Origin of the sequence: Chryseobacterium ureilyticum, from assembly GCF_900156735.1 — a bacterium.
In the GTDB taxonomy this organism is placed as follows: domain Bacteria; phylum Bacteroidota; class Bacteroidia; order Flavobacteriales; family Weeksellaceae; genus Chryseobacterium; species Chryseobacterium ureilyticum.
The window spans coordinates 1,020,623-1,043,048 of sequence record NZ_FTOL01000001.1; the positions used below are offsets into that span (position 1 = coordinate 1,020,623).

At 34.5% G+C, this 22,426-nt stretch carries 24 protein-coding genes; 13 read left to right on the top strand and 11 right to left on the bottom strand.

What is annotated here, in order from left to right; translation table 11 throughout:
- Positions 1-2 precede the first annotated feature (2 nt).
- From BW983_RS04345 to BW983_RS04355, 3 genes are all read right to left on the bottom strand, one after another.
- On the bottom strand, positions 3-1,565 hold the full coding sequence (locus tag BW983_RS04345; RefSeq protein WP_076550188.1) for an MFS transporter: 1,563 nt from the start codon (positions 1,563-1,565) through the stop codon (positions 3-5).
- A gap of 291 nt (positions 1,566-1,856) precedes the next feature.
- Entirely contained in the window at positions 1,857-2,903 is a 1,047-nt protein-coding gene (locus BW983_RS04350; RefSeq protein WP_076550190.1) for an HlyD family secretion protein, read from the bottom strand.
- A gap of 5 nt (positions 2,904-2,908) precedes the next feature.
- On the bottom strand, positions 2,909-4,165 hold the full coding sequence (locus tag BW983_RS04355; protein ID WP_076550191.1) for a TolC family protein: 1,257 nt from the start codon (positions 4,163-4,165) through the stop codon (positions 2,909-2,911).
- 214 nt (positions 4,166-4,379) lie between these two features.
- On the opposite strand from BW983_RS04355, the gene BW983_RS04360 reads away from it, so the two are divergent.
- Positions 4,380-5,183: a helix-turn-helix domain-containing protein gene (locus BW983_RS04360; RefSeq protein ID WP_076550193.1), complete on the top strand. Its 804-nt coding sequence runs from the start codon at positions 4,380-4,382 to the stop codon at positions 5,181-5,183.
- A 297-nt stretch (positions 5,184-5,480) separates the two neighbouring features.
- On the opposite strand, the gene rplI is transcribed toward BW983_RS04360, so the two are convergent.
- The 3 genes from rplI to rpsF all read right to left on the bottom strand — a co-directional run bounded on the left by rplI (position 5,481) and on the right by rpsF (position 6,773).
- Entirely contained in the window at positions 5,481-5,984 is a 504-nt protein-coding gene (gene rplI / locus BW983_RS04365; protein ID WP_047095724.1) for a 50S ribosomal protein L9, read from the bottom strand.
- Between the two features lie 111 nt (positions 5,985-6,095).
- Positions 6,096-6,398, bottom strand: a complete 303-nt coding sequence (gene rpsR / locus BW983_RS04370) for a 30S ribosomal protein S18 (protein WP_002979091.1) — start codon at positions 6,396-6,398, stop codon at positions 6,096-6,098.
- A gap of 33 nt (positions 6,399-6,431) precedes the next feature.
- On the bottom strand, positions 6,432-6,773 hold the full coding sequence (rpsF, locus tag BW983_RS04375; protein ID WP_045497373.1) for a 30S ribosomal protein S6: 342 nt from the start codon (positions 6,771-6,773) through the stop codon (positions 6,432-6,434).
- 153 nt (positions 6,774-6,926) lie between these two features.
- Between rpsF and BW983_RS04380 the strand changes: the two genes are divergently transcribed.
- A complete protein-coding gene (locus BW983_RS04380) occupies positions 6,927-7,526 on the top strand; it encodes a hypothetical protein (protein ID WP_076550194.1) in 600 nt (199 codons plus the stop codon).
- On the opposite strand, the gene BW983_RS04385 is transcribed toward BW983_RS04380, so the two are convergent.
- From BW983_RS04385 to BW983_RS04400, 4 genes are all read right to left on the bottom strand, one after another.
- Entirely contained in the window at positions 7,523-8,878 is a 1,356-nt protein-coding gene (locus tag BW983_RS04385) for a chloride channel protein (RefSeq protein WP_076550196.1), read from the bottom strand. The two genes, BW983_RS04380 and BW983_RS04385, sit on opposite strands and share 4 nt — an antisense overlap.
- 42 nt (positions 8,879-8,920) lie before the next feature.
- A complete protein-coding gene (locus BW983_RS04390; RefSeq protein WP_076550197.1) occupies positions 8,921-9,547 on the bottom strand; it encodes a hypothetical protein in 627 nt (208 codons plus the stop codon).
- Between the two features lie 123 nt (positions 9,548-9,670).
- Positions 9,671-10,978, bottom strand: a complete 1,308-nt coding sequence (locus BW983_RS04395) for a dihydrolipoamide acetyltransferase family protein (RefSeq protein ID WP_076550198.1) — start codon at positions 10,976-10,978, stop codon at positions 9,671-9,673.
- Positions 10,979-11,041: 63 nt separating this feature from the next.
- Positions 11,042-11,869: an SAM hydrolase/SAM-dependent halogenase family protein gene (locus BW983_RS04400; protein WP_076550199.1), complete on the bottom strand. Its 828-nt coding sequence runs from the start codon at positions 11,867-11,869 to the stop codon at positions 11,042-11,044.
- 133 nt (positions 11,870-12,002) lie between these two features.
- On the opposite strand from BW983_RS04400, the gene BW983_RS04405 reads away from it, so the two are divergent.
- From BW983_RS04405 to BW983_RS04435, 7 genes are all read left to right on the top strand, one after another.
- Positions 12,003-12,962 (top strand): PhoH family protein, encoded by a 960-nt coding sequence (locus tag BW983_RS04405; protein ID WP_076550201.1) that lies wholly within the window; start codon positions 12,003-12,005, stop codon positions 12,960-12,962.
- A gap of 116 nt (positions 12,963-13,078) precedes the next feature.
- The gene (locus tag BW983_RS04410; protein ID WP_076550202.1) at positions 13,079-13,756 is read left to right on the top strand and encodes a porin family protein; all 678 of its coding nucleotides are present in this window, start codon (positions 13,079-13,081) and stop codon (positions 13,754-13,756) included.
- A gap of 146 nt (positions 13,757-13,902) precedes the next feature.
- Complete coding sequence (locus BW983_RS04415; protein WP_076550204.1) at positions 13,903-14,400, top strand: hypothetical protein; 498 nt, start codon at positions 13,903-13,905, stop codon at positions 14,398-14,400.
- A 435-nt stretch (positions 14,401-14,835) separates the two neighbouring features.
- Positions 14,836-15,492, top strand: a complete 657-nt coding sequence (locus BW983_RS04420; protein WP_076550205.1) for an outer membrane beta-barrel protein — start codon at positions 14,836-14,838, stop codon at positions 15,490-15,492.
- Positions 15,493-15,570: 78 nt separating this feature from the next.
- Positions 15,571-16,221: a porin family protein gene (locus BW983_RS04425; protein ID WP_076550207.1), complete on the top strand. Its 651-nt coding sequence runs from the start codon at positions 15,571-15,573 to the stop codon at positions 16,219-16,221.
- Between the two features lie 27 nt (positions 16,222-16,248).
- On the top strand, positions 16,249-16,905 hold the full coding sequence (locus BW983_RS04430) for an OmpW family outer membrane protein (protein ID WP_076550208.1): 657 nt from the start codon (positions 16,249-16,251) through the stop codon (positions 16,903-16,905).
- Positions 16,906-16,994: 89 nt separating this feature from the next.
- Positions 16,995-17,648 (top strand): outer membrane beta-barrel protein, encoded by a 654-nt coding sequence (locus BW983_RS04435; RefSeq protein ID WP_076550210.1) that lies wholly within the window; start codon positions 16,995-16,997, stop codon positions 17,646-17,648.
- A gap of 79 nt (positions 17,649-17,727) precedes the next feature.
- On the opposite strand, the gene ffh is transcribed toward BW983_RS04435, so the two are convergent.
- Positions 17,728-19,089: a signal recognition particle protein gene (gene ffh, locus BW983_RS04440; RefSeq protein ID WP_076550211.1), complete on the bottom strand. Its 1,362-nt coding sequence runs from the start codon at positions 19,087-19,089 to the stop codon at positions 17,728-17,730.
- 793 nt (positions 19,090-19,882) lie between these two features.
- Here ffh and atpB point away from each other — a divergent pair.
- The 4 genes from atpB (at position 19,883) to atpH (ending at position 22,421) form a co-directional block, all read left to right on the top strand.
- Entirely contained in the window at positions 19,883-21,010 is a 1,128-nt protein-coding gene (atpB, locus tag BW983_RS04450) for a F0F1 ATP synthase subunit A (protein WP_076550214.1), read from the top strand.
- 51 nt (positions 21,011-21,061) lie between these two features.
- Positions 21,062-21,280: an ATP synthase F0 subunit C gene (locus BW983_RS04455; protein WP_007844726.1), complete on the top strand. Its 219-nt coding sequence runs from the start codon at positions 21,062-21,064 to the stop codon at positions 21,278-21,280.
- A gap of 104 nt (positions 21,281-21,384) precedes the next feature.
- Complete coding sequence (locus tag BW983_RS04460; protein WP_045497327.1) at positions 21,385-21,879, top strand: F0F1 ATP synthase subunit B; 495 nt, start codon at positions 21,385-21,387, stop codon at positions 21,877-21,879.
- A 2-nt stretch (positions 21,880-21,881) separates the two neighbouring features.
- Complete coding sequence (gene atpH / locus BW983_RS04465; RefSeq protein ID WP_076550216.1) at positions 21,882-22,421, top strand: ATP synthase F1 subunit delta; 540 nt, start codon at positions 21,882-21,884, stop codon at positions 22,419-22,421.
- Positions 22,422-22,426: the final 5 nt, after the last annotated feature.

Here is a 22,426-nt window from a genome sequence, read left to right on the forward strand (position 1 = left end):
TTTTACATGATGTTCCTTACTGCTATTTTTACTGGATGGTAAAGTAATAGTAAAAGAGCTGTTACTAAAGCTAACCAGAATAATCCTGTGAAAATTTCCATATTGGATAAAAGGATTGATTGCGCCATTATTTTAGTTTTAAAAGCTGCTGCTGTCATAGAAAGTGATTCATTGACAGGGAGTTTTGAGATCTGAGCTCCAAAAATCTGATTCCACTGACTGTAAAAGACAGGATTGGTATCGGTAAGATTAAAACTTAAGGTATCGGCATGTTTTAAAGTTAAAAATAACATTAGATTCTGCATCAAAGCATATCCAATGGCTGTTGTCCAGAAACGGGTTGTAGTTCCGAGGGCTGTAGCATTGGAAACATATTCTTCCGGCATTCCTGAAATAAGAAAGAAAACGAGCGGAGTAAATAATAATCCTTGGGCAACACCTTGCAAAAATAAAGGCGGACATATCGTGGAAAGGGTAGTATCCGGATAAAATGTGTAAGTAAACCATGCACAATCTATCGCCAGTAACAGAAAGCCTGTAAAGAAAACAATTCTTGAAGAAATTCCTTTTACCAGACAGATTCCTGATAAAAATACACCCAATAGTGTTCCGGCAACGTTCCAATAATGAATATTTACAATATAATCCCAAGGCCATTTCCAGACGGTTGCCATGATGCTGTACACATTGTTTAATCCAGATCGGATCAGATAAAAGATGAAGAAAAGGAACATCCCAACAATCACATTTTTTGAACTGAAAACTTCATAATGGAATAATGGTCTTTTGGAGTTTCTCTGTTTTAGCATAAATAAACCTCCTGAAAGTAAAAATACGAACAGACACATGATGATGGTATCGGATTCAAACCACATCAGTCTTTTTCCATAAATGATAGCATAACCTCCAGCCTGTAAACAAACCCAAAGCAAAAACCAACTGGTAATATCCAATTGATATAGAGGTTTTTTGGGAAAGAACCTGTTTCTATTGAAAATGGCAATTCCGATGATGAGCACAAAGACATGAAAGTAAACCATCATTAAAACCATATGCTGAAAATCATAATTTTCAATACTTGATTTCAATAAGGAAGTGGTTACTGTTCCGCCGGTAAGCATAATGGAATACATCAAAAGATAGGAGAAAACTTTGGCATGTTTTGTTTTTAATTCGGCAATAATTAAAGGAAGAAAGATAGCACCTTCCAGTAGTCCGAAGATTCCTTCTAAAAATCGAATGACTAAAATAACATGATAATCATTGGTGACGGATAAAACATAGAGAATAATCACGGAAACGGAAGCCATCAGCAAAACATAGTATTTCACACTGAAGTACGCCATAAATCTCTGTAAAACTAAAAGGGTAACCACAAATGTCCCATACATCAAAATCATTAGGTATTGGATGTCATCCGAGTCTACATCCATAAAAGAAGATGTGAAGGCACTGTTTGAATGTAACAGTGACAACAACATCAGGTGGGGGAATAAAGCCAGCACAAGAAGTGGCAGTTTCAGCCATTGTGGTACCCATTTATGATAAACTGTGTTATGTTGCATAATTTTTTTGAGAAGCAAAAAAGGCAAAAGACTAATAAAGCTTTTTTTGCAATTCAGCCGTTTAGTAATGTTTAAAAAATGCGAAAAGACAAAAGGGCAAAAAGTGTAAAAAAGAGTAAAAGGTAAATGACAAATATGACTAAAGAAAAAATTAGCAGATTTGCATTTTGCGGTTTTGCCTTTTCGCAGAAAATAATTTTAATTTGAAAATCTGAGAATGAATAAATTTGAAATGATTGTGAGCTCAGTATCTTTTTTTTTTAATACTTTCAAACACGTTCACTCTCAATCTTAGATCTTCTTCGCGCTCACCAGAACATTCATCCCGGAAAGTAATTTTTCGTTATCTTTATTTTGATCAAGAATAATTTTCACAGGAAATCTCTGTTCAATTTTCACAAAGTTTCCGGTTGCATTATCAGGTTTTATCAATGAAAATTGAGATCCTGAAGCAGGTGAAACAGAAAGAATTTTCCCTTTGAATTCAATATCAGGGTAAGCATCCGCAGTAATGATAACTTCCTGCTTGGAGTCTATTTGTCCAAGTTGGGTTTCTTTATAATTGGCAATAATCCATTTTTCTTTGCTTACGATTTGCACCAAAGCCTGTCCTTCTTTGATTAGCTGTCCTTCCTGGATGGTTTTTTTACCAACCCAGCCATCATAAGGAGCTGTAATCACAGTGTAAGAAAGAAATAACTGAGCATTGTTCAAATTTGCAGAACTTTGCTGAATCTGGCTTTTGGCAGGTGCTACTTTGGTTTGCTGTTCGCTAGCTCCAGCTTTTACAGCATTTTTCTGTTGTTCCAATGCCAAAAGATTCGCTTTTGACTGTTCATAAGAAGCCTTTACATTTTCAAAATCCTGTTCTGTAGCAGCATCTTCATTCAATAGATTTTTATATCGTTTATAATCTTGTTCGGTTCTCCAGATATCAATTTTTGCAGAAGCAATTTTAGCATCAATGATTTTTGTATCACTTTCTTTGGTATTTACACTGCTTTGGATCGTTGTAATATTCTCAGTGTTGGCATGAAGATTTGCCTCTGCCATATGTACCTGGTTTACAAATTCTCTGTTATCAATGATGATTAAAGTATCTCCTTTATTTACAAATTGGTTTTCATTAAACTTTATAGCTTTGATAAACCCTGAAACTTTACTTGATACCGGTGTAATATATTGTTCGATCTGTGCATCATTGGTTGTAACATTTTTTCTCGAAAAAAGATAAAAACTTACCATTCCTGTGACTCCACTTATGATAAGAATCCATGCCAGTAAAGTGATCGTCTTATTGATTCTTTTTTCCTTTTGTGTCAGTTGTTTCTGTGCCATAGTTTTTATAAGTTTCCAATCGTGTATTGGAGTTGATAGTATTTTAGTTGACGGTTAATTTTTACGGAGATAAGGTTAGATTCAGCTTCCAGATACGTATTGTCTGCATCAATAAGTTCAGTGATAAGGCTTAATTTATTTGCATATTTTGTTCTTACAATACGATAATTTTCTTTTGCCTGATCAATGGCTTCTTCAGCAATTTTTACCTTCTGTTCGGTTTCTTCAAACTTCTTGTAAGCTTCATACACATTATGTCTGATCTTCTCATCGTTTTCTTCAATTTGCAGCTTAGCCAGATCAATATTCTCTTTAGCTTCCTGCATTCTATACTTATTTTTATACAGGTTTTCGATAGGATAGGTCAGGTTTAATCCGATCATTCCCAAACGATAAGCATAAGGCTCAGGAGGAAAGAACATCATATTTGGATACTTTAAAAAATATTCTCCGCCCGCAGTTATTTTAGGTAGATAATTTGCTCTGGTTATTTTCTGGTCCAATTCCTTTAATGAAAGGTTTTTATGGGTCATTCCTACAGACTCATTTTGGTTTAAAGCTGTTTCTGTAAGTTGGTCAACGTAAGGAATGGCTTCTTTATCTGAGATAAGATCTTCTGTATACACGTGCATTTCCTGAGGTTCCGGAAGAGAAAGGATTGTTTTTAACTTATGTTCGGCGATCTGTATATCGTTATCCAGTTCTGTCCAGCTCATTTTGTGGTTAGAAAGCTGTAAAGATGTTCTTAAAACCTCATTCACTGTCACTACACCATTTGCTTTCAAAGCTTTTACCTGTTTGATATTGATGGAATCCTCCTTCATTTTATCATTGATAAGACTTTGTTGTTCTTTCAGGTGATGAATTTGTAGAAAAGCAGTAATGATTTCCATTTTAAGCTGTCTTTCATCAAGATGTGTTCTTAAGGTTGAAATTTCAGTGTCAATAGCAGCTTTCTTCTCTGTATTTTTTATTTTTCCACCCATATAAACCGGAATGGAAGCTGATAAAGTAAAATCATACATTCCATTGATGGCGTCATACTTTGTTGGCTTATTAAATACACCATCCTGATATTGGAAAAGGTTTGTAACCTGGCTGTAGCTTGTATGAAATTCTATATCCGGCAGTTTTTCCATTTTCAGGTCTTTTTCCTTTGTTACGGACATTTCCTGTTTTAAATGGCTGATCTGGATATTCTTATTGTTTTTTAAACCGATCTCTATAGCCTGCTGTAGACCAAGATGTTGGTAGTCTATCATCTGTGAGTGTAAAAAATTGCTCAATAACAAGCACAACGCGATGCACTGATATCGGCATGCGTTAAATATCATATTCATAAATTAATTAAAGGATTTTTGCTAAAATGATTTTGATACTGCAAATTTACGACGAGTAGAGCCGGACACTATTTGTGAAAACAGAAAAAGATTTGTTCATTTACGCCATTTTGAAAAAACTTCATATCTTTATTTCATGAATAACAGCCATTTTAAAGACGTAGAAGACGAGGATGCGGAATTTTACGTATATCATGTTCTTACGGGAAATATCACGACGGAAATTCATTATCACAGTTCTGCACAGTTAGTCTATGCAGAAGGCGGTATAGTGCATGTTTTTACAGATTTGAAACACTGGTATCTTCCGGCAAGATGTTTTATGTGGATTCCCGCAGGAACTCCTCATTATTTGTTTTCTACCAGTCCAAAAGTTGATTTATATAATTTTTATATGAAGAAAGAAGAGGGTGAAAGTGGCTTTTTTGATGAAATTAATATTTATTCAGTCAATGAGCTTCTTCGGGAAATGATTTTATACACCAAAGAATGGAATGGGAAAATCACAAAAAATGATGGGTCAAAATATTATTTTCTTAAAGCTTTAAAAGGCGTTTTGCCTGAAAAAAGAGATAAAAATCTCGCATTTCCGGTTCAGCACCCATTTCCAAAAGATGAAACTTTACTAAAGATAGCCAGATATATTCATGCTAACCTTGAGAAGCCTCTTACCATCGAATCTACAGCAAAAGAATTCGGGATGAGTACGAGAACCCTTTCAAGAAAGTTTAAAGAGACTTTAGGCATGAATTACGTCCGTTTTCTGAGAGCTTTAAGAATAACCCGTTCTCTTGAGCTAATGCTGGAAGATAAATATAATATGTATGAAATTGCAATGATGGTAGGCTATAATAGCTTGTCTTCTTTCAGTAATATTTTCAAAAAGGTAATTGGGGTAGCACCAACGGAGTATCAGCAGAAACTGAGAGGAGATAGGTAGAAAGTGGGAGAGTTTGAAATTAGTTAGGGTTATGGGTTACGTAGTGACAGGTTTTTATAAGCAGGATAAGATTTTTCTACTACATACCTTGCTTCTGGGTTAATTGAGGTTAATAAAAAACTCATTTAACAAATAATAATAGTTAAGATTTTCTACATTCCCCTTCCCTGAAGAGGTGGCTTTTTGCCAAGAAAAAAGACGGGGTAGTCTTATCAATAACTTTCCCGAATTATATACAAAAAAACCACCTCAAATAAATGAAGTGGTCTTGTATTTTGAGAAATTCTCAGTCGCTTATTAAGCTTCTTCAGATTTAGCTTCTTCCTTCTTAGCAGCAGGAGCAGCTACAACTGGAGCATCAGAAACGATGTCGAATTCGTAGTTGTACTCAACATTTCTGTGAAGTCTGATAAGAGCAGCAAATTTACCAGTTCTCTTGATAGTGTTACCAGGAATTTTGATATATTTTTTCTCTACAGAAACACCAGCTTTTTCTAAAGCAGCAGATAGATCAGCATTGTTGATAGATCCGAATAGTTTGTCACCAGCACCTACTTTTGCAGGAATAGTGATAGAAGTTTTCTTCAATTGCTCAACTACAGCGTTAGCAGCAGCGATTAATTTAGCTTCTTCTTCTTTTCTAGCTTCTAATGTAGCTTCTAAAGCAGCTTTGTTTTTAGGTGTAGCTAAAAGAGCAATTCCTTGAGGAATTAAGAAGTTTCTAGCATAACCTGGCTTTACGTTTACTGTATCAAACTCAAGTCCTAAGTTTTCTACGTCTTTTTTTAGGATAATTTCCATTGTTGTTGTCCTTTTTTAGATTTTAGTTTTATGATCTAAAATCAAGTTAGAATTAATGATGTATTCAGCAACAAAAGAAGAGATTGCTCTCTTCTTTTATTTATTTTTGTCTTATTTCAATAAGTCAGCTACGTATGGTAGTAACGCAAGGTGTCTTGCTCTTTTGATAGCAGCAGAAACTTTTCTTTGGTATTTTAAAGAAGTTCCAGTGTATCTTCTTGGTAAAATTTTACCTTGCTCGTTTACAAATTGTAATAAGAAATCAGCATCTTTGTAATCAACGTGCTTAATTCCGTATTTTTTGAATCTACAATATTTCTTTTCAGATTTTGTATTGATATCAAGCGGAGTAAGGAATTTTACTTCTGATTCTCCTCCAGCTGAGGCTTGTTTAGCCATTTCATCTATTGCCATGTCTTGTCTTTTTTAAAAAATAGGGTTAATTAATTAAGCTTTAGCTGATTTTACTTTAGCTCTTCTAGTTACAGCGTACTCAACAGCGTGCTTGTCAAGTTTAGTAGTAAGGTAACGGATTACTCTCTCGTCACGTTTGAATGCTAATTCTAAGTCAGCTACTACAGAACCTTCTCCTTTAAATTCGATTAAAGTATAGAACCCGTTCTTTTTCAATTGGATTGGGTAAGCTAATTTTTTTAATCCCCAGTTTTCTTTAGCAACGATTTCGCAGTTCTTTTCTTTGATAAGATCTACATACTTGTTCACTGCTTCCTCTACCTGTGACTCAGATAGAACGGGAGTTAAAATGAAAACAGTTTCGTAATTGTTCATAATGTTAAATGAATTTGTTAATTATTTCGAGGTGCAAAAGTAGAGAATATATTTTTATTATGCAATAGTAGAACAGGAATTATTCAATCTCATTGAAAGAAACTTGAGTGTTGATCATGCTTTTTGTACCTTTGTGTGAGAAAAAAATATTTCATGAAAACTAAAATTTATGCTTTACCCTTACTTCTGATGGGGGTTCTATGTTATTCTCAGGATAAAATTGTAAAGAAAAATGGAAATTCTTTCGAAGCAAAGCTGATTGAGATAGGTGGATCTAGCATTACTTACAAAGAATTGGATAATTTGGATGGTCCGATTCATAGCCTAGATAAATCTGAAGTATATCAAATTACATATAGCAATGGCAAGACCGATATTTTAGGGAAATACAAAACAGAGGAAGAAGCCAGAAACTTTATTATATCCAAAATCAATGAGTACGGTATTGATCGTGATAGAAATGATTTGTCACTTCAAACCGAATTTGAAGGAAATGATATTAAAATCAACTCTGTGAATGTAAAAGGACGTATCGTACATGACGGAGACTTATGGGATATAAGTAAAATTGTAAATTTCCACAAAATATCCAAAAGGAAGGATAATATTGCCTTTTTAAATATTGTTACCTACAAAACATCTAAATCAAATAGAGAACTAAGTAAACTGGTAATCAAGATGACTGATTATGAAGAAGCCGTTAATTTATTAGAAGCCTTTAAGGATTTAAATATTATGTTGAAAAAATCCTAAGAATTATCTTTACGGATTTCCGTTAAAAAATTAACTTTCAATACATCATACAAAGAATGTCTGCTCACTAAAATAGAAGCAATAGAAGAAACCATACCGGCAAGCATCAGATGAAAAATCAATGAATGCCTGTCGGTCATTTCCAGTACAATAATTGCTGAAGTGAAGGGAGCGCGGGTAATTCCGGTAAGAAAAGCTACCATACCTCCAAGTACAACAACATTGGTTTCATTAGCTGTTAAATGAATCATTCCCGAGATCACAGAGCCAATACTTGCCCCGGCAGTTAAAGCTGGAGCAAAAATACCACCGGCACCACCAGAGGTAAAAGATAGAGCAGGACCCAGCATTCTTAAAATCGGGACATACCAGTCTTCATGTTTATCTTTCGTGAAAAGGACACGTTCCATGATCTCTTTCCCTGAGCCGAGAATTTCACGGTTGATAAAATAAGCGATTGAAGCAATAATCAGAGCACATATAATCAGGAATACGATATTCGCTTTATCTGTTTTTAAAGTTTTCTTTTTCCAACCATTTATTTTAAGCATAATAACAGACAATTGACTTGCAAGAATACCAGCCGTTGCTGCTACAAGGATAATAGGGAACATCACCATTAAGGAGACATCATTCGTTTTAGGATAACCAAGGTACAAATAAGATCCAGCCAATGTCTGAGCAGTTAAACCTGCGATAATAACAGCTGTAAATAAAGCTGTTTTAAAGTAATTAATATGTGTTTTGGATAATTCCTCCACAGCAAATACAATTCCTCCCAGAGGCGTATTAAAAGCGGCAGCAAGACCCGCAGCAGCACCTGTCATAATCATGTTCTTTTTGGAAATCTTGGGCCACCATTCAGGAAGATATTCATTTACTTTTCTGAAAACAGAACCTGCGATTTGAATGGTAGGACCTTCACGACCTACAGCACCACCTCCAATAACCAATACGACAGAAGAAATAATTTTAAAAACGATAATTTTAAGGCTTAAAAGGCTTCTGATCTTTTTATGCTCCTTGGGATTAGCAAGCTCTACAGCCGCCATCACTTGTGGAATACCACTTCCTTTAGCATTAGGAGCAAATTCTTTTACCAGCCACCATGAAAGGACAAAACCTATAGGAGCAATAATGAAAATCATCCACGCATGCCAGTCAAAGATAAAATTCATAAGGTTTTCACCCCAGGCAAATAGCTGAGCGTATAATACTGCAAAAAAACCAGTAATCACAGATCCGATCCAAAAAGGAATTGCCTGCAAAAGATTGTACTTCAGCTGTTCATTCCGGATGTTGTCAAAGGATTTCTTGATAGATCGGCGAATAAGGATAAGGACTTTCAGCATTTGTTGGTTTTGTGTGATGAAGTTACAGCAAAAATCGGAGATTTAAATTTCCTGCAAAAATTTTGAGATCATTAAAGCATTTTCTGTACTTAAGGCTTTTGGAACAGCTAAACCTACGATATTATTTTTGACTTCAAGTTTAAAATCCCCATCAGTAATAGCTTTTACAGCTTCTTTTCGCTGAGAGTTTAAAAACGCCATAGTCTTATACGGATCACTCCCTAAAACATAAAAGTCTTTAAAATCTCTGCTTTCTTTAAAATTAATATTGAAGCGGCTGAATATCCCTGCAATTTTATCAGCCATTTTTTTCTTATTAATGGAAATAAAACCAAAGTTTTCATTCATTTTCTTCAAGCCCCAAATTTCCAATGTATCATATTCATCAGTCGTCCGAGTTCCTTTAGCTGTTGTTCCTATTGTATTTACAAAAAGAAGGTAAAAACTATTTATCTTACTATTGTCAGTAATATGATAACAAAGCTTTGGCTCTTGTAAGAAGTTGATGTCACTGGATTTAAACTGAGGATAGGGAGAATCTTCAATCTCTACAACAGATACTGTGAATTTTTCTGATAACCGATCATGAATTTCAAAGATTAGCTTTTCATCTTCTTTTGAAAAATTAAATAATTTAGTAACATATAATTTTCTGAAATCAAGTTCCATTGGTAATTGTTTGTTTTAAAGATAAAATTTTTCTGACATATATCCAATAAAAAAACCTCCGATCAGATCGAAGGTTTTGTATTTAAAATGTAATGATAAATTTAAATCTTAATCACTTATTGCTTATATTTCCGTGTTCAGATCCCAGTTTTCAAGGTAATCGTGAACATGCTTAAGCATCATTCCACCTAAAGATCCGTCTACTACTCTGTGATCATAAGAGTGAGACATGAACATTAAGTTTCTGATCGCAATTACATCTCCATCTGCTGTTTCAAGAACTGCAGGTTTCTTAACGATAGCTCCAATTGCTAAGATAGCAACCTGAGGTTGAGGAATGATCGGTGTTCCCATAAGGTTTCCGAAACTTCCAACATTAGAGATAGTATAAGTTGCACCTTGAGTATCTTCAGGTCTTAATTTTTTGTTTCTTGCTCTGTAAGCTAAGTCGTTGATCGCTTTTGCAAGACCTGAAAGTGATAATTGGTCTGCATTTTTGATAACAGGAACGATAAGGTTTCCATCTGGAAGAGCAGTTGCCATACCAATGTTGATATTTTTCTTTTTAATGATGTTTTCACCATTTACAGAAACATTGATCATTGGGAAGTCCTGAATAGCTTTTACAACAGCTTTTACGAAGATTGGCATGAACGTTAATTTCTCACCTTCGCGTTTTTCAAAGATTGCTTTGTTTTTGTTTCTCCATTTTACAACGTTGGTAACGTCTGTTTCAATGAAAGAAGTTACGTGCGGAGCAATTTGTTTTGCTTTCACCATGTTTTCAGCGATGATCTTTCTCATTCTGTCCATTGGAATGATCTCATCACCAGCACTTACAGGGATTGTAGCTGCCGGAGCCGAAGTTGCAGGTTTTGGAGTAGTAGCGACCTGTACCGGAGCAGCCTGTGGAGCAGGTTGATTTCCTCTGTTCGCAACAAACCCTAATATATCTTCTTTAGTAATTCTTCCTTCTAAACCACTTCCTTTAATGGATTTTAGTTCAGTTTCAGAAATATTTTCCTGTTGTGCAATTGATTTTACAAGTGGAGATAGGTAAAGATCTCCTGAGAATTCTACATTTGACGCAGCAGCAGTTTGTAATGGCTGTTCAATTGTTTTTAATGTTTCAGTGTCCGGAGTAGCAGCCGGCGTTTCAGTAGTTGTTTCTTCTGATGCAGTGCCTTCTCCTTCAATTTCTAAAATAGCAATGGGCTCGCCTACTTTTGCAACTTCATCTTTTTGCTTTAAAATTTTCACAATTTTCCCCGAAACTGGTGTCGGAACGTCTGAATCTACTTTATCTGTTGCAATTTCTACTACAGAGTCATCCTCTTTTACGTTATCACCTTCATTGAATAACCAAGTGATAATTGTCGCTTCCATAACACCTTCTCCCATGGAAGGAAGCAATAATTTGTATTCTGCCATTTTTGATTTTTAGATTTTGACAAATATATAAAAAAAATCGGTTTTTTTATGAAATATATAATTTTACGTGAATTCAATGTAAATATTTTCGCCTACATTCAATCCAAACAGGCTTTTAGCTCCGTTTTTCTTACTTCCCTTATAGATGGTAAGCTCCAATAACTGACTATCATTGAAGATTGCAGCTGACTGTCCATGAAATTCCGTCTCTCTTTCCCAATCAGAAACAACCTCCGTATGGCTGGAAAATATTCTTGAAAGACTTAGGTTTCTGAATTTTATAGTAAAATTTTTATATCCTTTGCTGATATTTTCAAAGAACTCTTTGTTGATATTTGAGATTATATTTCCGAAATTATCAATGTAAGTAACTTCGCCAATGATCATTCCTTCAGATTCGTTATAAACAGCTCTTGGGAACATCAGTTGCTTTGCAGACTCTATTTTTCTTCCAATTACTTCTGGAAGTCCTCCGTTGGCAAGATGCACTGCCGCAGGAACAAAAATGTCTGTAGAAGTGAAATTGATAATGTCATCAAAACGGTTGTTCAGAGTAAGCTCATAGATCGCTTCGGGTTTAATGTCAAAAAATACTAAACTCAAAAGACCATTGTCTGCCGCTAAAAAGTATGAATCATCGGCTTTATAGATGATGTTTTTTCTTGATTTATTGTAAAAACTATCCACAGAAAGAATGTGAATACTTCCTTTTGGAAAATATTTATAAGCGTTTCTTACGATGTAAGATGTTTGTATAAGGTTGAAAGCCTGGATGTCGTGGGTTATATCAATAATATTAACCTCAGGATTTAGAGACAGAATTTTGCCTTTCACAGCGGCAACTCTGTAATCTAAATTTCCGAAATCCGAAGTAAGGGTAATAATTGACATGAGCAATTTATAGAATAGTGTAGTCTTGCAAAGTTATTTAAAATAAAAAGAAAGCCCGAAAGATTGTTGAAAAGAATTTGATATAAATTTGAAAAAAAGCTTTAATTTTAAAATCTAAAAATAAAAATACTGCATGTTTGAATTAACATATGATTTGGAAGATATCGATGCGAAAATCTTCTATGGAGTTAATAACCAATATTTCAACTTATTAAAATCAAGCTTCCCGACCATTAAAATAACAGGAAGAGATCATTATATTTTTGCCATGGGAAACCAGGAAGCTTTAGATATACTGAAGCAAAAACTGGATGATATCGTCAAGTTTATCTCAAAAAACAACTCAATTGGGCTTAAAGACGTTGAAAATATCCTGAATATTAAAGATGAAAACGAGAAACACCTGATTTTTGACCAGGATATTATTGTAAAAGGGGTAAACGGGAAAGTCATTAAGGCTAAAACTACCAATCTTAAAAAGCTGGTAAAAGAAACCGAGAAAAAAGACATGGTTTTTGCCATTGGTCCTGCCGGAACCGGAAAAACATATACCAGTGTTGCTTTGGCTGCGAGAGCTTTAAGAGATAAGGAGGTAAAAAGAATTATCCTGACAAGACCCGCTGTAGAAGCAGGGGAGAGCCTGGGGTTCTTACCGGGAGACCTTAAAGAAAAACTGGATCCGTATTTACAGCCTCTATATGATGCACTTCGTGATATGATTCCGCATGAAAAACTTGAAGGGTTTATGGAGAAGAAGGTAATTGAAGTGGCTCCTCTGGCTTTTATGAGAGGACGTACCCTTGATGATGCCTTTGTAATCCTTGATGAAGCTCAGAATACAACCCATGCTCAGATGAAAATGTTCCTGACAAGGATGGGAATGAATGCAAAGTTTATCATTACAGGTGACCCAAGCCAGATTGACCTTCCAAAAAATCAGCAATCCGGATTAAAGGAGGCTATGAGGATCCTGAATGGTGTGAAAGAGATCGGGTTTGTGCACCTTACAGAAGAAGATGTTGTAAGACACCCTGTTGTGAAGAAAATCATCCTTGCTTATAACGATGAAGATAAAAGACTGAGAAACGAATAGTTTGATAGATAAAAATTTTATTAACCTTTTATTGATGTTGAAAATTTTCATTAAAGTTTGTTAAGTTGAAAAAAATAGTTAGTTTTGCAATCCTTAAATGTAAAAACTAATTAAACATGAAAAAACTTTTACTTACTGCAGCAATCGCTGTAATGGGAATTTCTGCAAACGCTCAAGAATTCAAATTTGGTCCTAAAGCTGGTTACTCTTTATCAATGCTTAAAGCAAGTGGTGAAGGGCAAGATTATAAATTTGATGCAAAATCAACTTTCTATGCTGGTGCAATGGCTGAATATAAATTCAATGATAAGTTTGCTGTACAAGGAGAGGTGTTGTATTCTCCAATTGGAGGAAAGCAAGAAGAAGCAGTTGCTTTTACCGAAGCGGGAGTAAATGTAACAGGAACTGAAAAAACAGATTGGAAATTAGGTACTGTACAGATTCCTATCAGTGCTAAGTATTATGCTACTGAGAATTTAGCTTTCGGGGTAGGTCTGAATGTAGGTATTATCACTTCTGCAAAAGTGAAATCAACATTAGAATTATCAGGAACAGCTCTAGGACAAGCATTTTCTGAATCAGAAACAACAACAACAGATGTAAAAGAGCATATGAATAAGTTAAATCTAGCTCCGTTTGTAGGTGCTGAATATACGCTTGAAAATGGATTGTTCTTTGATGCAAGGTATAATTTAGGCGTTTCTAATCTTGCTAAAAAAGAAGATGGAGAAAATGGAACTTTAAAAAACAGCTTCATCCAGGTAGGTGTTGGTTTTAAATTCGGAGGAAACTAATCTGAAATTTAGAAATAAAATAATCATAGGAAAACAGGGCAAATTTGCCCTGTTTTTTTTATTGTTATAGAATGCTATAAAGTGAAATGTATTCCTGTGATGAAAATAATTAGTATTTTTGGAGCGTAAAATTTAAACTTAAAAAAATGAAAAAGTTATTATTAGTAGGTGCTTTTGCACTTCTAGGAGGTGCTGTACAGGCGCAGGAAGGTTTAAAATTAGGTGGACATATTGGTGTTCCTGTATCTGATGCAAGTAATGTTTCGTCTTTTACATTAGGAATTGATGGAGCTTATATGTGGAATATTGCTAAAGGTCTAGACCTTGGGGTAGCAACAGGATATTCTCATTTCTTCGGAAAAGATCATTTTGATGATTTCGGATTTATTCCTGTAGCGGTTTCAGGTAAATATAAATTCAAAGGAGCTCCTATTTTTGTAGGATTAGACTTAGGGTATGGGATTTCTACAAAAGACAATGTGGATGGAGGTTTCTATGCACAACCTAAATTCGGATACCAGATGTCTAAAGGAGAATTATACATCGGATATCAGTCTATAAGCAACAGACGTGATCACGGTTGGTACAAAGACAGCTGGAATGTAGGAGCTGTTAACTTAGGATATAATTTTTATATTAAATAAGAAATGTCTCTAATAGATATAACATACAAAACTCTGGCTGAAAAGCTGGAGTTTTTACTTTTGTAGCTGATATTTCTGTTGTTATCTCCTTTTGAGACTGTAAAATCAAACTTGGATTGTAAACATTTGTTTAAATTTTAAGACTTAATATATTAAATGTTAATGTTTTAAAAATACTTTTTATATGAATTTAAGTGAAAAGGGAAGAATTTCGATAAAAGTGATAAATTAAAAAAAGTAAACATATTCGGCTCCCGATGATAAATTGGAGCTTATTTATTCATAATATTGTGAAAAACTCAAAAGACTCTCTTTAATATGAATTATTGTTGTAAATAGTCAAATTTTAACAATGATATTAATCACATTAACAAATTTTAATATTACTGGGGACCACTGTAAATTTGCCCTCAGAAAGTATTAAAATTTTTTAAAATGAAAAAAATATTATTAGCGGGTGCTGTTGCACTTTTCGGTTTATCAAACGCTCAGATTGCTAAAGGAACTACATATGTATCAGGACAAGTTAACTACGCTCAAAAAGAGTTTAATAACTCTAATGATGAGAGAAGAGAGAACTTTACAATTCTTCCAACAGTAGGTTACTTTGTAAACACTAACTTAGCAGTAGGTTTAGGAGTTGGTTACCAAAATGCTAACACTAAAACGACTACAGATCAAGGTGCTAACACAGTATTAAAGTCTAAAGATACTGAATCTGCATTCGTTGTAGCTCCTTTCGTAAGAAAGTACTGGACTTTATCTGATAAATTATACATCTTTGGACAATTAGAAGTTCCAATGGCATTTGGTCAAACTAAAGACGAAGATACTACTACAACTACAGTAGGTGGAAACACAACTGTTACTTCAACTTCTAACAAGTATAACAAAACTACTATTGGTGTTAACGTTAAGCCAGGTTTAGATTATTTCTTAAACAAAAACTGGACTATCGAAGCTACTATCGGTGAATTCGGTTACAATACTTCTAAAGTAGATGTTGACGGAGCTAACAGACAAAACAACTATAACTTCGGTTTAAACTTAACTTCTGTAACTTTCGGAGTTAAATATGTATTTGCAAAATAATAAACAAAACATATAGCAAAAAGCCCTGAGACTTCTCGGGGCTTTTTTGTATTTTTGGAAACTTTTTTAATAATAATCATGAAAAAAATCTTACTGGCATCTGCAATTGTTCTATTTGCAGGGCTTAATGCACAAACTAAATTCGGAGTAAAGGCTGGATATTCTTTATCAACGTTGAATTCTAATGATGATAATTTTGAAATCGGAGGTATCAAAGCCAGCATGGAATCAAAATCTGGTTTCTATATAGGAGGATTGGTTGAGCATAAACTCAATAATAAGTTTGCGTTACAAGGAGAGCTGGAGTATGCTAATCTAGGCGGCAAAGCTGTTGTGAAAGCTTATGGCGTTACAGTAACGGAAAAATTAAACTTTAACAGAATCGTGATTCCTGTGTCTGCAAGATATTATGCTACACCAGAATTAGGGCTTTATGCAGGTCCATATGTGAGCTTTAGAACCAATACAAAGGTGAAAATGGAAGTGAGTGGAGCATCGTCAAACCAGGAGGCTCTACGTGAAGGAGAAAAATACCTTGAAAAAACTTTTGATGATAATCTTAAGTCTACTGAGTTCGGTTTGTTCCTTGGAGCGGATTATAACGTTTATAAAGGCTTTTTTGTAGACGCGCGTTACAGCTTTGGATTGACCAATATGATTAAAAATCCTGTAGATGGAGAAAAACTAAAGATGAATTTCCTTCAAATTGGAGTAGGATATAAATTTTAATAACTCAATTAATAATAATTAATAATCATGAAAAAACTATTATTGGCAGGTGCAATCGCACTTTTCGGACTTTCTAATGCTCAGATGACTAAAGGTGACTGGGTAATCAGTGGAAACACGGGAATGGGCTTTAATAACAATACAACTACGGTAAAAATTGGAAGTAGCTCTACTGACGGTCCAAAAGTAAATACATTCTCAATTGTTCCTTCTGTAGGATACTTCGTCATTGATAAATTAGCGGTTGGTATTGACTTAGGCTATGTGAATACTACGACTAAATATGAAAAAACTAAATATACGAACTCTACATTCTCTGTAATGCCTACAGCGACTTATTATTTTACTAATTCAAGCAAACTGGTACCATTCTTGGGAGCGGGAATCGGTTATGCATCAAATAAGCAAAAGGCTTCTTATAATGGTATTAATAATGGTATGTATGATCCAATTCTTATGCAGAATACGGAGACCACTACAGATGGTTTGGCATGGAAAGTAAAAGGAGGAGTGACATATATGGCAACTCAGTCTTTAGGGATTAATTTAGGTGTTTCTTATGATCAGTTTTCAAGCAAAGAAACGATCATGAATACAGAGGTTAAGACAAATGTTAAGACTTTCGGTGTGAATGTTGGTTTCTCTTATTTCATTAAAGGAAAAGCGCAAAAATCTGATAAATAATCTATTTATTGAAAGATAAAATAATAAAAAAGCTCTGAGAATTCTCAGGGCTTTTCGTATTTTTGGAAACATTTTTTTATATAATAACCATGAAAAAACTCTTATTAGCAGGTGCAATCGCACTTTCTGGACTTTCTAATGCTCAGATGACTAAAGGCGCCTGGGTAATCAGTGGAAATACAGGATTAGGTTTTAATAATGTTACAACTACTACTAAGGTGGGGGATAAGTCCATTGATATACCTAAAACAAATACTTTTTCGGTAACTCCTTCGGTGGGATATTTTGTAATCAATAAATTAGCCATTGGTATTGACTTAGGATATATCAATACTAAAACTACCTATGAACGTTATAAAAATACAGATATTTCTTTTTCAATAATGCCTACGGGGACTTATTATTTTACTAATTCCAGTAAAATTGTTCCGTTTTTAGGAGCCGGTGTTGGATATGTGTCAAATACAACAAAGATTCGTAGCAGAGATAATAATGTAATTCCTAATACTTTGATTATACTTGATCAATCATCAACTATAGATGGTTTAGCATGGAAAGTAAAGGGTGGAGCAACGTATATGGCAACTCAGTCTTTGGGAATTAATTTAGGTATTTCTTATGATCAATTTTCACATAAAGACACTTTTATGGATCAAGATGTTAAGGCAACTTTTAAGACTTTCGGTGTGAATGTTGGTTTCTCTTATTTCATTACAGGAAAAGGGCAGAAATCTGATAAATAATCAAGTTATTTAAGGATAAAAAAACAAAAAATCCGACTCAATTTGAGTCGGATTTTATATTTTAAAGAATGTTTCTGAATTATTTCCCAAACATTCCACCCATTCCAGGCATATTTGGCATCTTGCTCATCATCTGCATCATTTGCTTTCCTTGAGGTCCCTGCATCATCTTCATCATTTTACCCATTTGATCGAATTGTTTCATCAATTGGTTTACATCTTCAATCTTTCTTCCTGCTCCTCTTGCAATTCTATTCTTTCTCTGAGTATTGATAATAGAAGGTTTTCTTCTTTCTTCAGGTGTCATAGAGTAGATGATAGCTTCAATATGTTTAAATGCATCGTCGCTGATCTCTACATCCTTGATGGCTTTCCCAACCCCAGGAATCATCCCCATCAAATCTTTCATATTACCCATCTTCTTGATCTGGTTGATCTGCTTTAAGAAATCGTCAAAACCAAACTCGTTTTTAGCGATTTTCTTGTGAAGTTTTTTAGCTTCTTCTTCATCAAACTGTTCCTGAGCTCTTTCTACTAAGGAAACAACGTCTCCCATTCCTAAGATTCTGTCTGCCATCCTTTCCGGGTAGAAAAGGTCTAAAGCTTCCATTTTCTCTCCTGTAGAGATAAATTTGATTGGCTTTTCAACAACAGAACGGATCGTTAATGCAGCACCCCCTCTTGTATCACCATCTAATTTGGTAAGAACAACCCCGTCAAAATTTAATGCATCGTTGAACGCTTTAGCAGTATTCACAGCATCCTGACCTGTCATAGAGTCTACCACGAAAAGAGTTTCCTGTGGCTTGATGAAGTAATGTACAGATTTAATCTCGTTCATCATCTGCTCATCAATCGCTAAACGACCTGCTGTATCCACGATTACTACATCGTGATTATTAGCCTTTGCAAAGTTGATTGCATTTTCAGCAATGGTAGAAGGGTTTGTAGATCCTTCCTCAGTATACACAGGAACATTAATCTGTCCTCCTAATACTTTCAACTGGTCAATTGCTGCCGGACGATAAACGTCACATGCTACCAATAAAGGCTTTTTATTTCTTTTTGTTTGTAAATAATTAGCAAGTTTTCCGGAGAAAGTAGTCTTACCAGAACCCTGAAGACCCGCAATAAGGATTACAGACGGTTTTCCTGAAAGATTAATTCCTTCCTGAGAACCTCCCATCAAATCCACAAGCTCGTCATGAACGATTTTCGTCATCAGCTGTCCCGGAGTAAGGGAAGTAAGAACGTTTTCGCCTAATGCTTTATCCTGAACTCTTTTAGTAAGATCTTTTGCAACTTTATAGTTAACGTCGGCATCTACCAACGCTCTACGGATTTCCTTTACGGTTTCCGCTACATTGATTTCGGTAATTTTTCCACGTCCGGAAATATTATGTAATGCCTTATCTAATTTATCCTGTAAACTATTAAACATATTTATTGTAAATTATAGGTTTGCAAAAATAAGGAATTTTTAAGAAACCTGAGTATGATATACTTAATATTATAAGGATTTGATTGAAGTAGGAAGCTGGAAGCGGGGAGAAGAGTATTTTTTGAGGTCGATAAAGGTAAATATGATTCTTGATAAGATGTTTTGTTAGGAAAATTAAGTATGATAGATTTAATATTATAAGGCTTTGATTGAAGATGGAAGCGGGAAGAGGGGAGTTTTTGAGACCGATTAAAGTAAAATAAGATTCTTTAATAATATATTAAAAAAAAGGAAGAGTTTTGGATTGTTTCTGATAAAACGGGTTGAATTGTTGCTTTATAGAATCATAACTTCCATCATCCCGCTTCCATCTTCCATCCTTATAATATAGAAGAATTCACAATTCTTTTGATTCAAAAATTATAATCCTATTTTTGCAGCATGAATTTTCTTGATAGTTTTATTATTGTATTATTAATAGCATTGCTTAATATAATAGTATATATAGTATTTAAAAAGTATTTGTACGGTAAACAGGATGCAGGAATGAAGTTTCTGGTCATTAATCTCTCTAAGGACCTGGTCTGGCTTATTGTTTCTTTAATAATAATAGAAAAGACACAGGCTAATTTTCTCTTTATAGTGATCTGTTTTCTTGTCGCATCATTCCTTATTTATTTACCTATAATAAAACTCATTAATAAGTCTTGATTTTTTTGATGATAAAAATCAATTTTTAGTATTGGTAAAGTTTAATAAAATCGATATATTTGCACACGATTAAAAAAGAGATATGAACAGAAAAATTTCTTCATTATTTTTCGCATTTTTATTTGTGTTTATAAGCAGTTTAGCTTCTGCTCAACATGAATCTGAAGGAGAGAAATCAGCGGAAAAAGTAGAGAACAAAGAAGCGAAAGACGGCTTCAATGCGACCACGATGATCATGGAGCACATTGGTGATTCTAATGAATGGCATTTATGGACTACAAAAGATGACAGTGGTGAAGAACATCACGTTTCTATCCCTTTGCCTGTTATCATCAAAGATAATGAAGGCTGGCATACTTTTCTTTCTAGTAGTATTGCTCACGGACACGAACATGATGGGTATACTTTAGAACACGGGCAGGTAGTTTCTACTAAAGGTGTTGAAAAAGCTACATTATTTTCAATCATCAGTGGAAAGCAAAAATCAAACGAAGTGTTTTTTGATCTTTCAGTAACAAAAAACGCAGCTTCAATGTTCTTGTCAGTACTTTTTATGGCGGTAGTGTTCATAGGAATGGCAAGAAACTATAAAAAATCACAACTTCCAAAAGGTATTGGGAGGTTTATGGAGCCAGTGATTGTGTTTATCAGAGATGAAGTGGCTATTCCAAACATCGGGTCTGTTAAATACAAAAGATATATGCCTTATTTACTAACTGCATTTTTCTTTATCTGGATTAACAACCTTTTTGGATTGATTCCTTTCTTCCCTTTTGGAGCTAACCTTACAGGTAACATTGCGATCACAGCAGTATTAGCAATTATTACATTATTAATTACATTATTCAGTGCGAATAAAGATTACTGGAAACACATCTTTATGCCGCCGGTTCCTATCTTATTGTACCCAATTATGGTTCCAATCGAGATTATCGGAATCTTCACAAAGCCTTTTGCTTTAATGATGCGACTTTTCGCTAACGTTACAGCAGGACACATTATGATCTTGGCGATCGTTTCATTGATCTTCATTTTCAAAACTCCATTATTAGGATTTGCATCTGTACCTTTAGCATTATTCGTTTCAGTATTGGAATTATTGGTAGCAGCATTGCAGGCATATATCTTCACTGTATTATCCGCACTATTTATCGGAATCGCAGTTGCAGAGCACGAACATGAGCACGGTCACGAAGAGCACGCTCACTAATTAAAAGAAAGAATTTAAAAATAATTTTTTAACTAATATAATTTATTTATTATGGATTTATCAACAGGAGCAGGATTAATTTACGTAGGTATCGGTTTAGCAGTACTAGGTGTAGGTCTAGGTATCGGTAAAATCGGTGGTCACGCAATGGACGCTATCGCTAGACAACCAGAACAAGCTGGTAAGATTCAAGGAGCAATGCTTATTGCTGCTGGTCTTATTGAAGGTGCTGGTCTTATCGCGATCATCTTTGGTGCTTTCATCAAGTAATCTATCCTCAAAAAACATTCTTAGCAGTAAAGCGGTTGGCTGCTGCTAAGAATTTTTAAAAAACAATCCATAAAATAACATTTAAAAAAAAAGAATTTACAGATATGGGAATTATTGAACCTGGAATTGGACTTTTGTTTTGGATGACCCTTACTTTTGTTATCCTATTATTTCTTCTAGCTAAATTCGCTTGGAAACCAATTGTAAATGCTGTTAATGAAAGAGAAACTTCTATCGTTGATGCATTAAACCAAGCTAAATTGGCTAAAAAAGAGATGGAAGATCTTAAAGCTGACAACGAAAGAATCATTCGTGAAGCTAAAATCGAAAGAGACGCTATCCTTAAAGAAGCTAGAGAAATTAAAGACAGAATCGTAGGTGAAGCTAAAGATGTTGCTAAAGCGGAAGGAGACAAACTTATCGAAGCTGCTAAGCAAACAATCAACGCTGAGAAAAATGCTGCAATGGCAGACATCAAAACTCAGATCGGTGCTTTATCTGTAAACATTGCAGAATCTATCTTGAAACAAAAGTTAGATAACACGGAAGCTCAAAACGAATTAGTTCAAAATTATATCAACAAATCTAACCTTAACTAAGAATGCTTACATCTAAAGTAGCGAAAAGATACGCACAGGGTTTACTTGATTTCACTAATGAATCAGGTCAGACAGCTGCCGTGTTTTCTGAAATGAAAGATGTAGTGAAGATCATGATTGAATCTCAGGATTTGAACAAATTCTTCCTTACACCTTACATTGATGCAAAAAAGAAAATAGAGGTAGCAAACGAAATTTTCAAAGGTTTATCAGCATCTTCCCAGAATTTGATCAAATTGGTTATTAAACACGGACGTGAGAACCAGTTAAAAAATATCGCTCAGGAATTCATCAACAAAGTTGAAGATATCAACGGAGTACAAAGAGTAACACTTACTACTGCTACTCAGCTTTCTAAAGAGAATATTGATCAAATCCTAAGATCTACCAACTTGGTAAATGCAAACTCAAACTTCGATTTGAAATTGATCATCAATCAAGATATTTTAGGTGGATACATCCTAAGAGTAGGAGACCAGCAGGTAGACGCGTCTGTGAAGACAAAATTGAACCAAGTTAAAAAAGATTTCCAATTAAATTAAGAAAA

What these genes read in the sequence shown, in the direction of transcription:
- BW983_RS04400 (WP_076550199.1), bottom strand. Translation starts at nt 11,869, where the DNA reads ATGTCAATTATTACCCTTACTTCGGATTTCGGAAATTTAGATTACAGA.
- BW983_RS04385 (WP_076550196.1), bottom strand. Translation starts at nt 8,878, where the DNA reads ATGCTGAAAGTCCTTATCCTTATTCGCCGATCTATCAAGAAATCCTTT.
- BW983_RS04435 (WP_076550210.1), top strand. Translation starts at nt 16,995, where the DNA reads ATGAAAAAACTCTTATTAGCAGGTGCAATCGCACTTTCTGGACTTTCT.
- BW983_RS04430 (WP_076550208.1), top strand. Translation starts at nt 16,249, where the DNA reads ATGAAAAAACTATTATTGGCAGGTGCAATCGCACTTTTCGGACTTTCT.
- BW983_RS04415 (WP_076550204.1), top strand. Translation starts at nt 13,903, where the DNA reads ATGAAAAAGTTATTATTAGTAGGTGCTTTTGCACTTCTAGGAGGTGCT.
- atpH (WP_076550216.1), top strand. Translation starts at nt 21,882, where the DNA reads ATGCTTACATCTAAAGTAGCGAAAAGATACGCACAGGGTTTACTTGAT.
- BW983_RS04460 (WP_045497327.1), top strand. Translation starts at nt 21,385, where the DNA reads ATGGGAATTATTGAACCTGGAATTGGACTTTTGTTTTGGATGACCCTT.
- rplI (WP_047095724.1), bottom strand. Translation starts at nt 5,984, where the DNA reads ATGGAAATTATCCTAAAAAAAGACGTAGAAAACTTAGGACTTGAGTTT.
- ffh (WP_076550211.1), bottom strand. Translation starts at nt 19,089, where the DNA reads ATGTTTAATAGTTTACAGGATAAATTAGATAAGGCATTACATAATATT.
- BW983_RS04420 (WP_076550205.1), top strand. Translation starts at nt 14,836, where the DNA reads ATGAAAAAAATATTATTAGCGGGTGCTGTTGCACTTTTCGGTTTATCA.
- BW983_RS04425 (WP_076550207.1), top strand. Translation starts at nt 15,571, where the DNA reads ATGAAAAAAATCTTACTGGCATCTGCAATTGTTCTATTTGCAGGGCTT.
- rpsR (WP_002979091.1), bottom strand. Translation starts at nt 6,398, where the DNA reads ATGGCAATAGATGAAATGGCTAAACAAGCCTCAGCTGGAGGAGAATCA.
- BW983_RS04345 (WP_076550188.1), bottom strand. Translation starts at nt 1,565, where the DNA reads ATGCAACATAACACAGTTTATCATAAATGGGTACCACAATGGCTGAAA.
- BW983_RS04410 (WP_076550202.1), top strand. Translation starts at nt 13,079, where the DNA reads ATGAAAAAACTTTTACTTACTGCAGCAATCGCTGTAATGGGAATTTCT.
- BW983_RS04350 (WP_076550190.1), bottom strand. Translation starts at nt 2,903, where the DNA reads ATGGCACAGAAACAACTGACACAAAAGGAAAAAAGAATCAATAAGACG.
- rpsF (WP_045497373.1), bottom strand. Translation starts at nt 6,773, where the DNA reads ATGAACAATTACGAAACTGTTTTCATTTTAACTCCCGTTCTATCTGAG.
- BW983_RS04395 (WP_076550198.1), bottom strand. Translation starts at nt 10,978, where the DNA reads ATGGCAGAATACAAATTATTGCTTCCTTCCATGGGAGAAGGTGTTATG.
- BW983_RS04455 (WP_007844726.1), top strand. Translation starts at nt 21,062, where the DNA reads ATGGATTTATCAACAGGAGCAGGATTAATTTACGTAGGTATCGGTTTA.
- atpB (WP_076550214.1), top strand. Translation starts at nt 19,883, where the DNA reads ATGAACAGAAAAATTTCTTCATTATTTTTCGCATTTTTATTTGTGTTT.
- BW983_RS04355 (WP_076550191.1), bottom strand. Translation starts at nt 4,165, where the DNA reads ATGATAGACTACCAACATCTTGGTCTACAGCAGGCTATAGAGATCGGT.
- BW983_RS04360 (WP_076550193.1), top strand. Translation starts at nt 4,380, where the DNA reads ATGAATAACAGCCATTTTAAAGACGTAGAAGACGAGGATGCGGAATTT.
- BW983_RS04390 (WP_076550197.1), bottom strand. Translation starts at nt 9,547, where the DNA reads ATGGAACTTGATTTCAGAAAATTATATGTTACTAAATTATTTAATTTT.
- BW983_RS04405 (WP_076550201.1), top strand. Translation starts at nt 12,003, where the DNA reads ATGTTTGAATTAACATATGATTTGGAAGATATCGATGCGAAAATCTTC.
- BW983_RS04380 (WP_076550194.1), top strand. Translation starts at nt 6,927, where the DNA reads ATGAAAACTAAAATTTATGCTTTACCCTTACTTCTGATGGGGGTTCTA.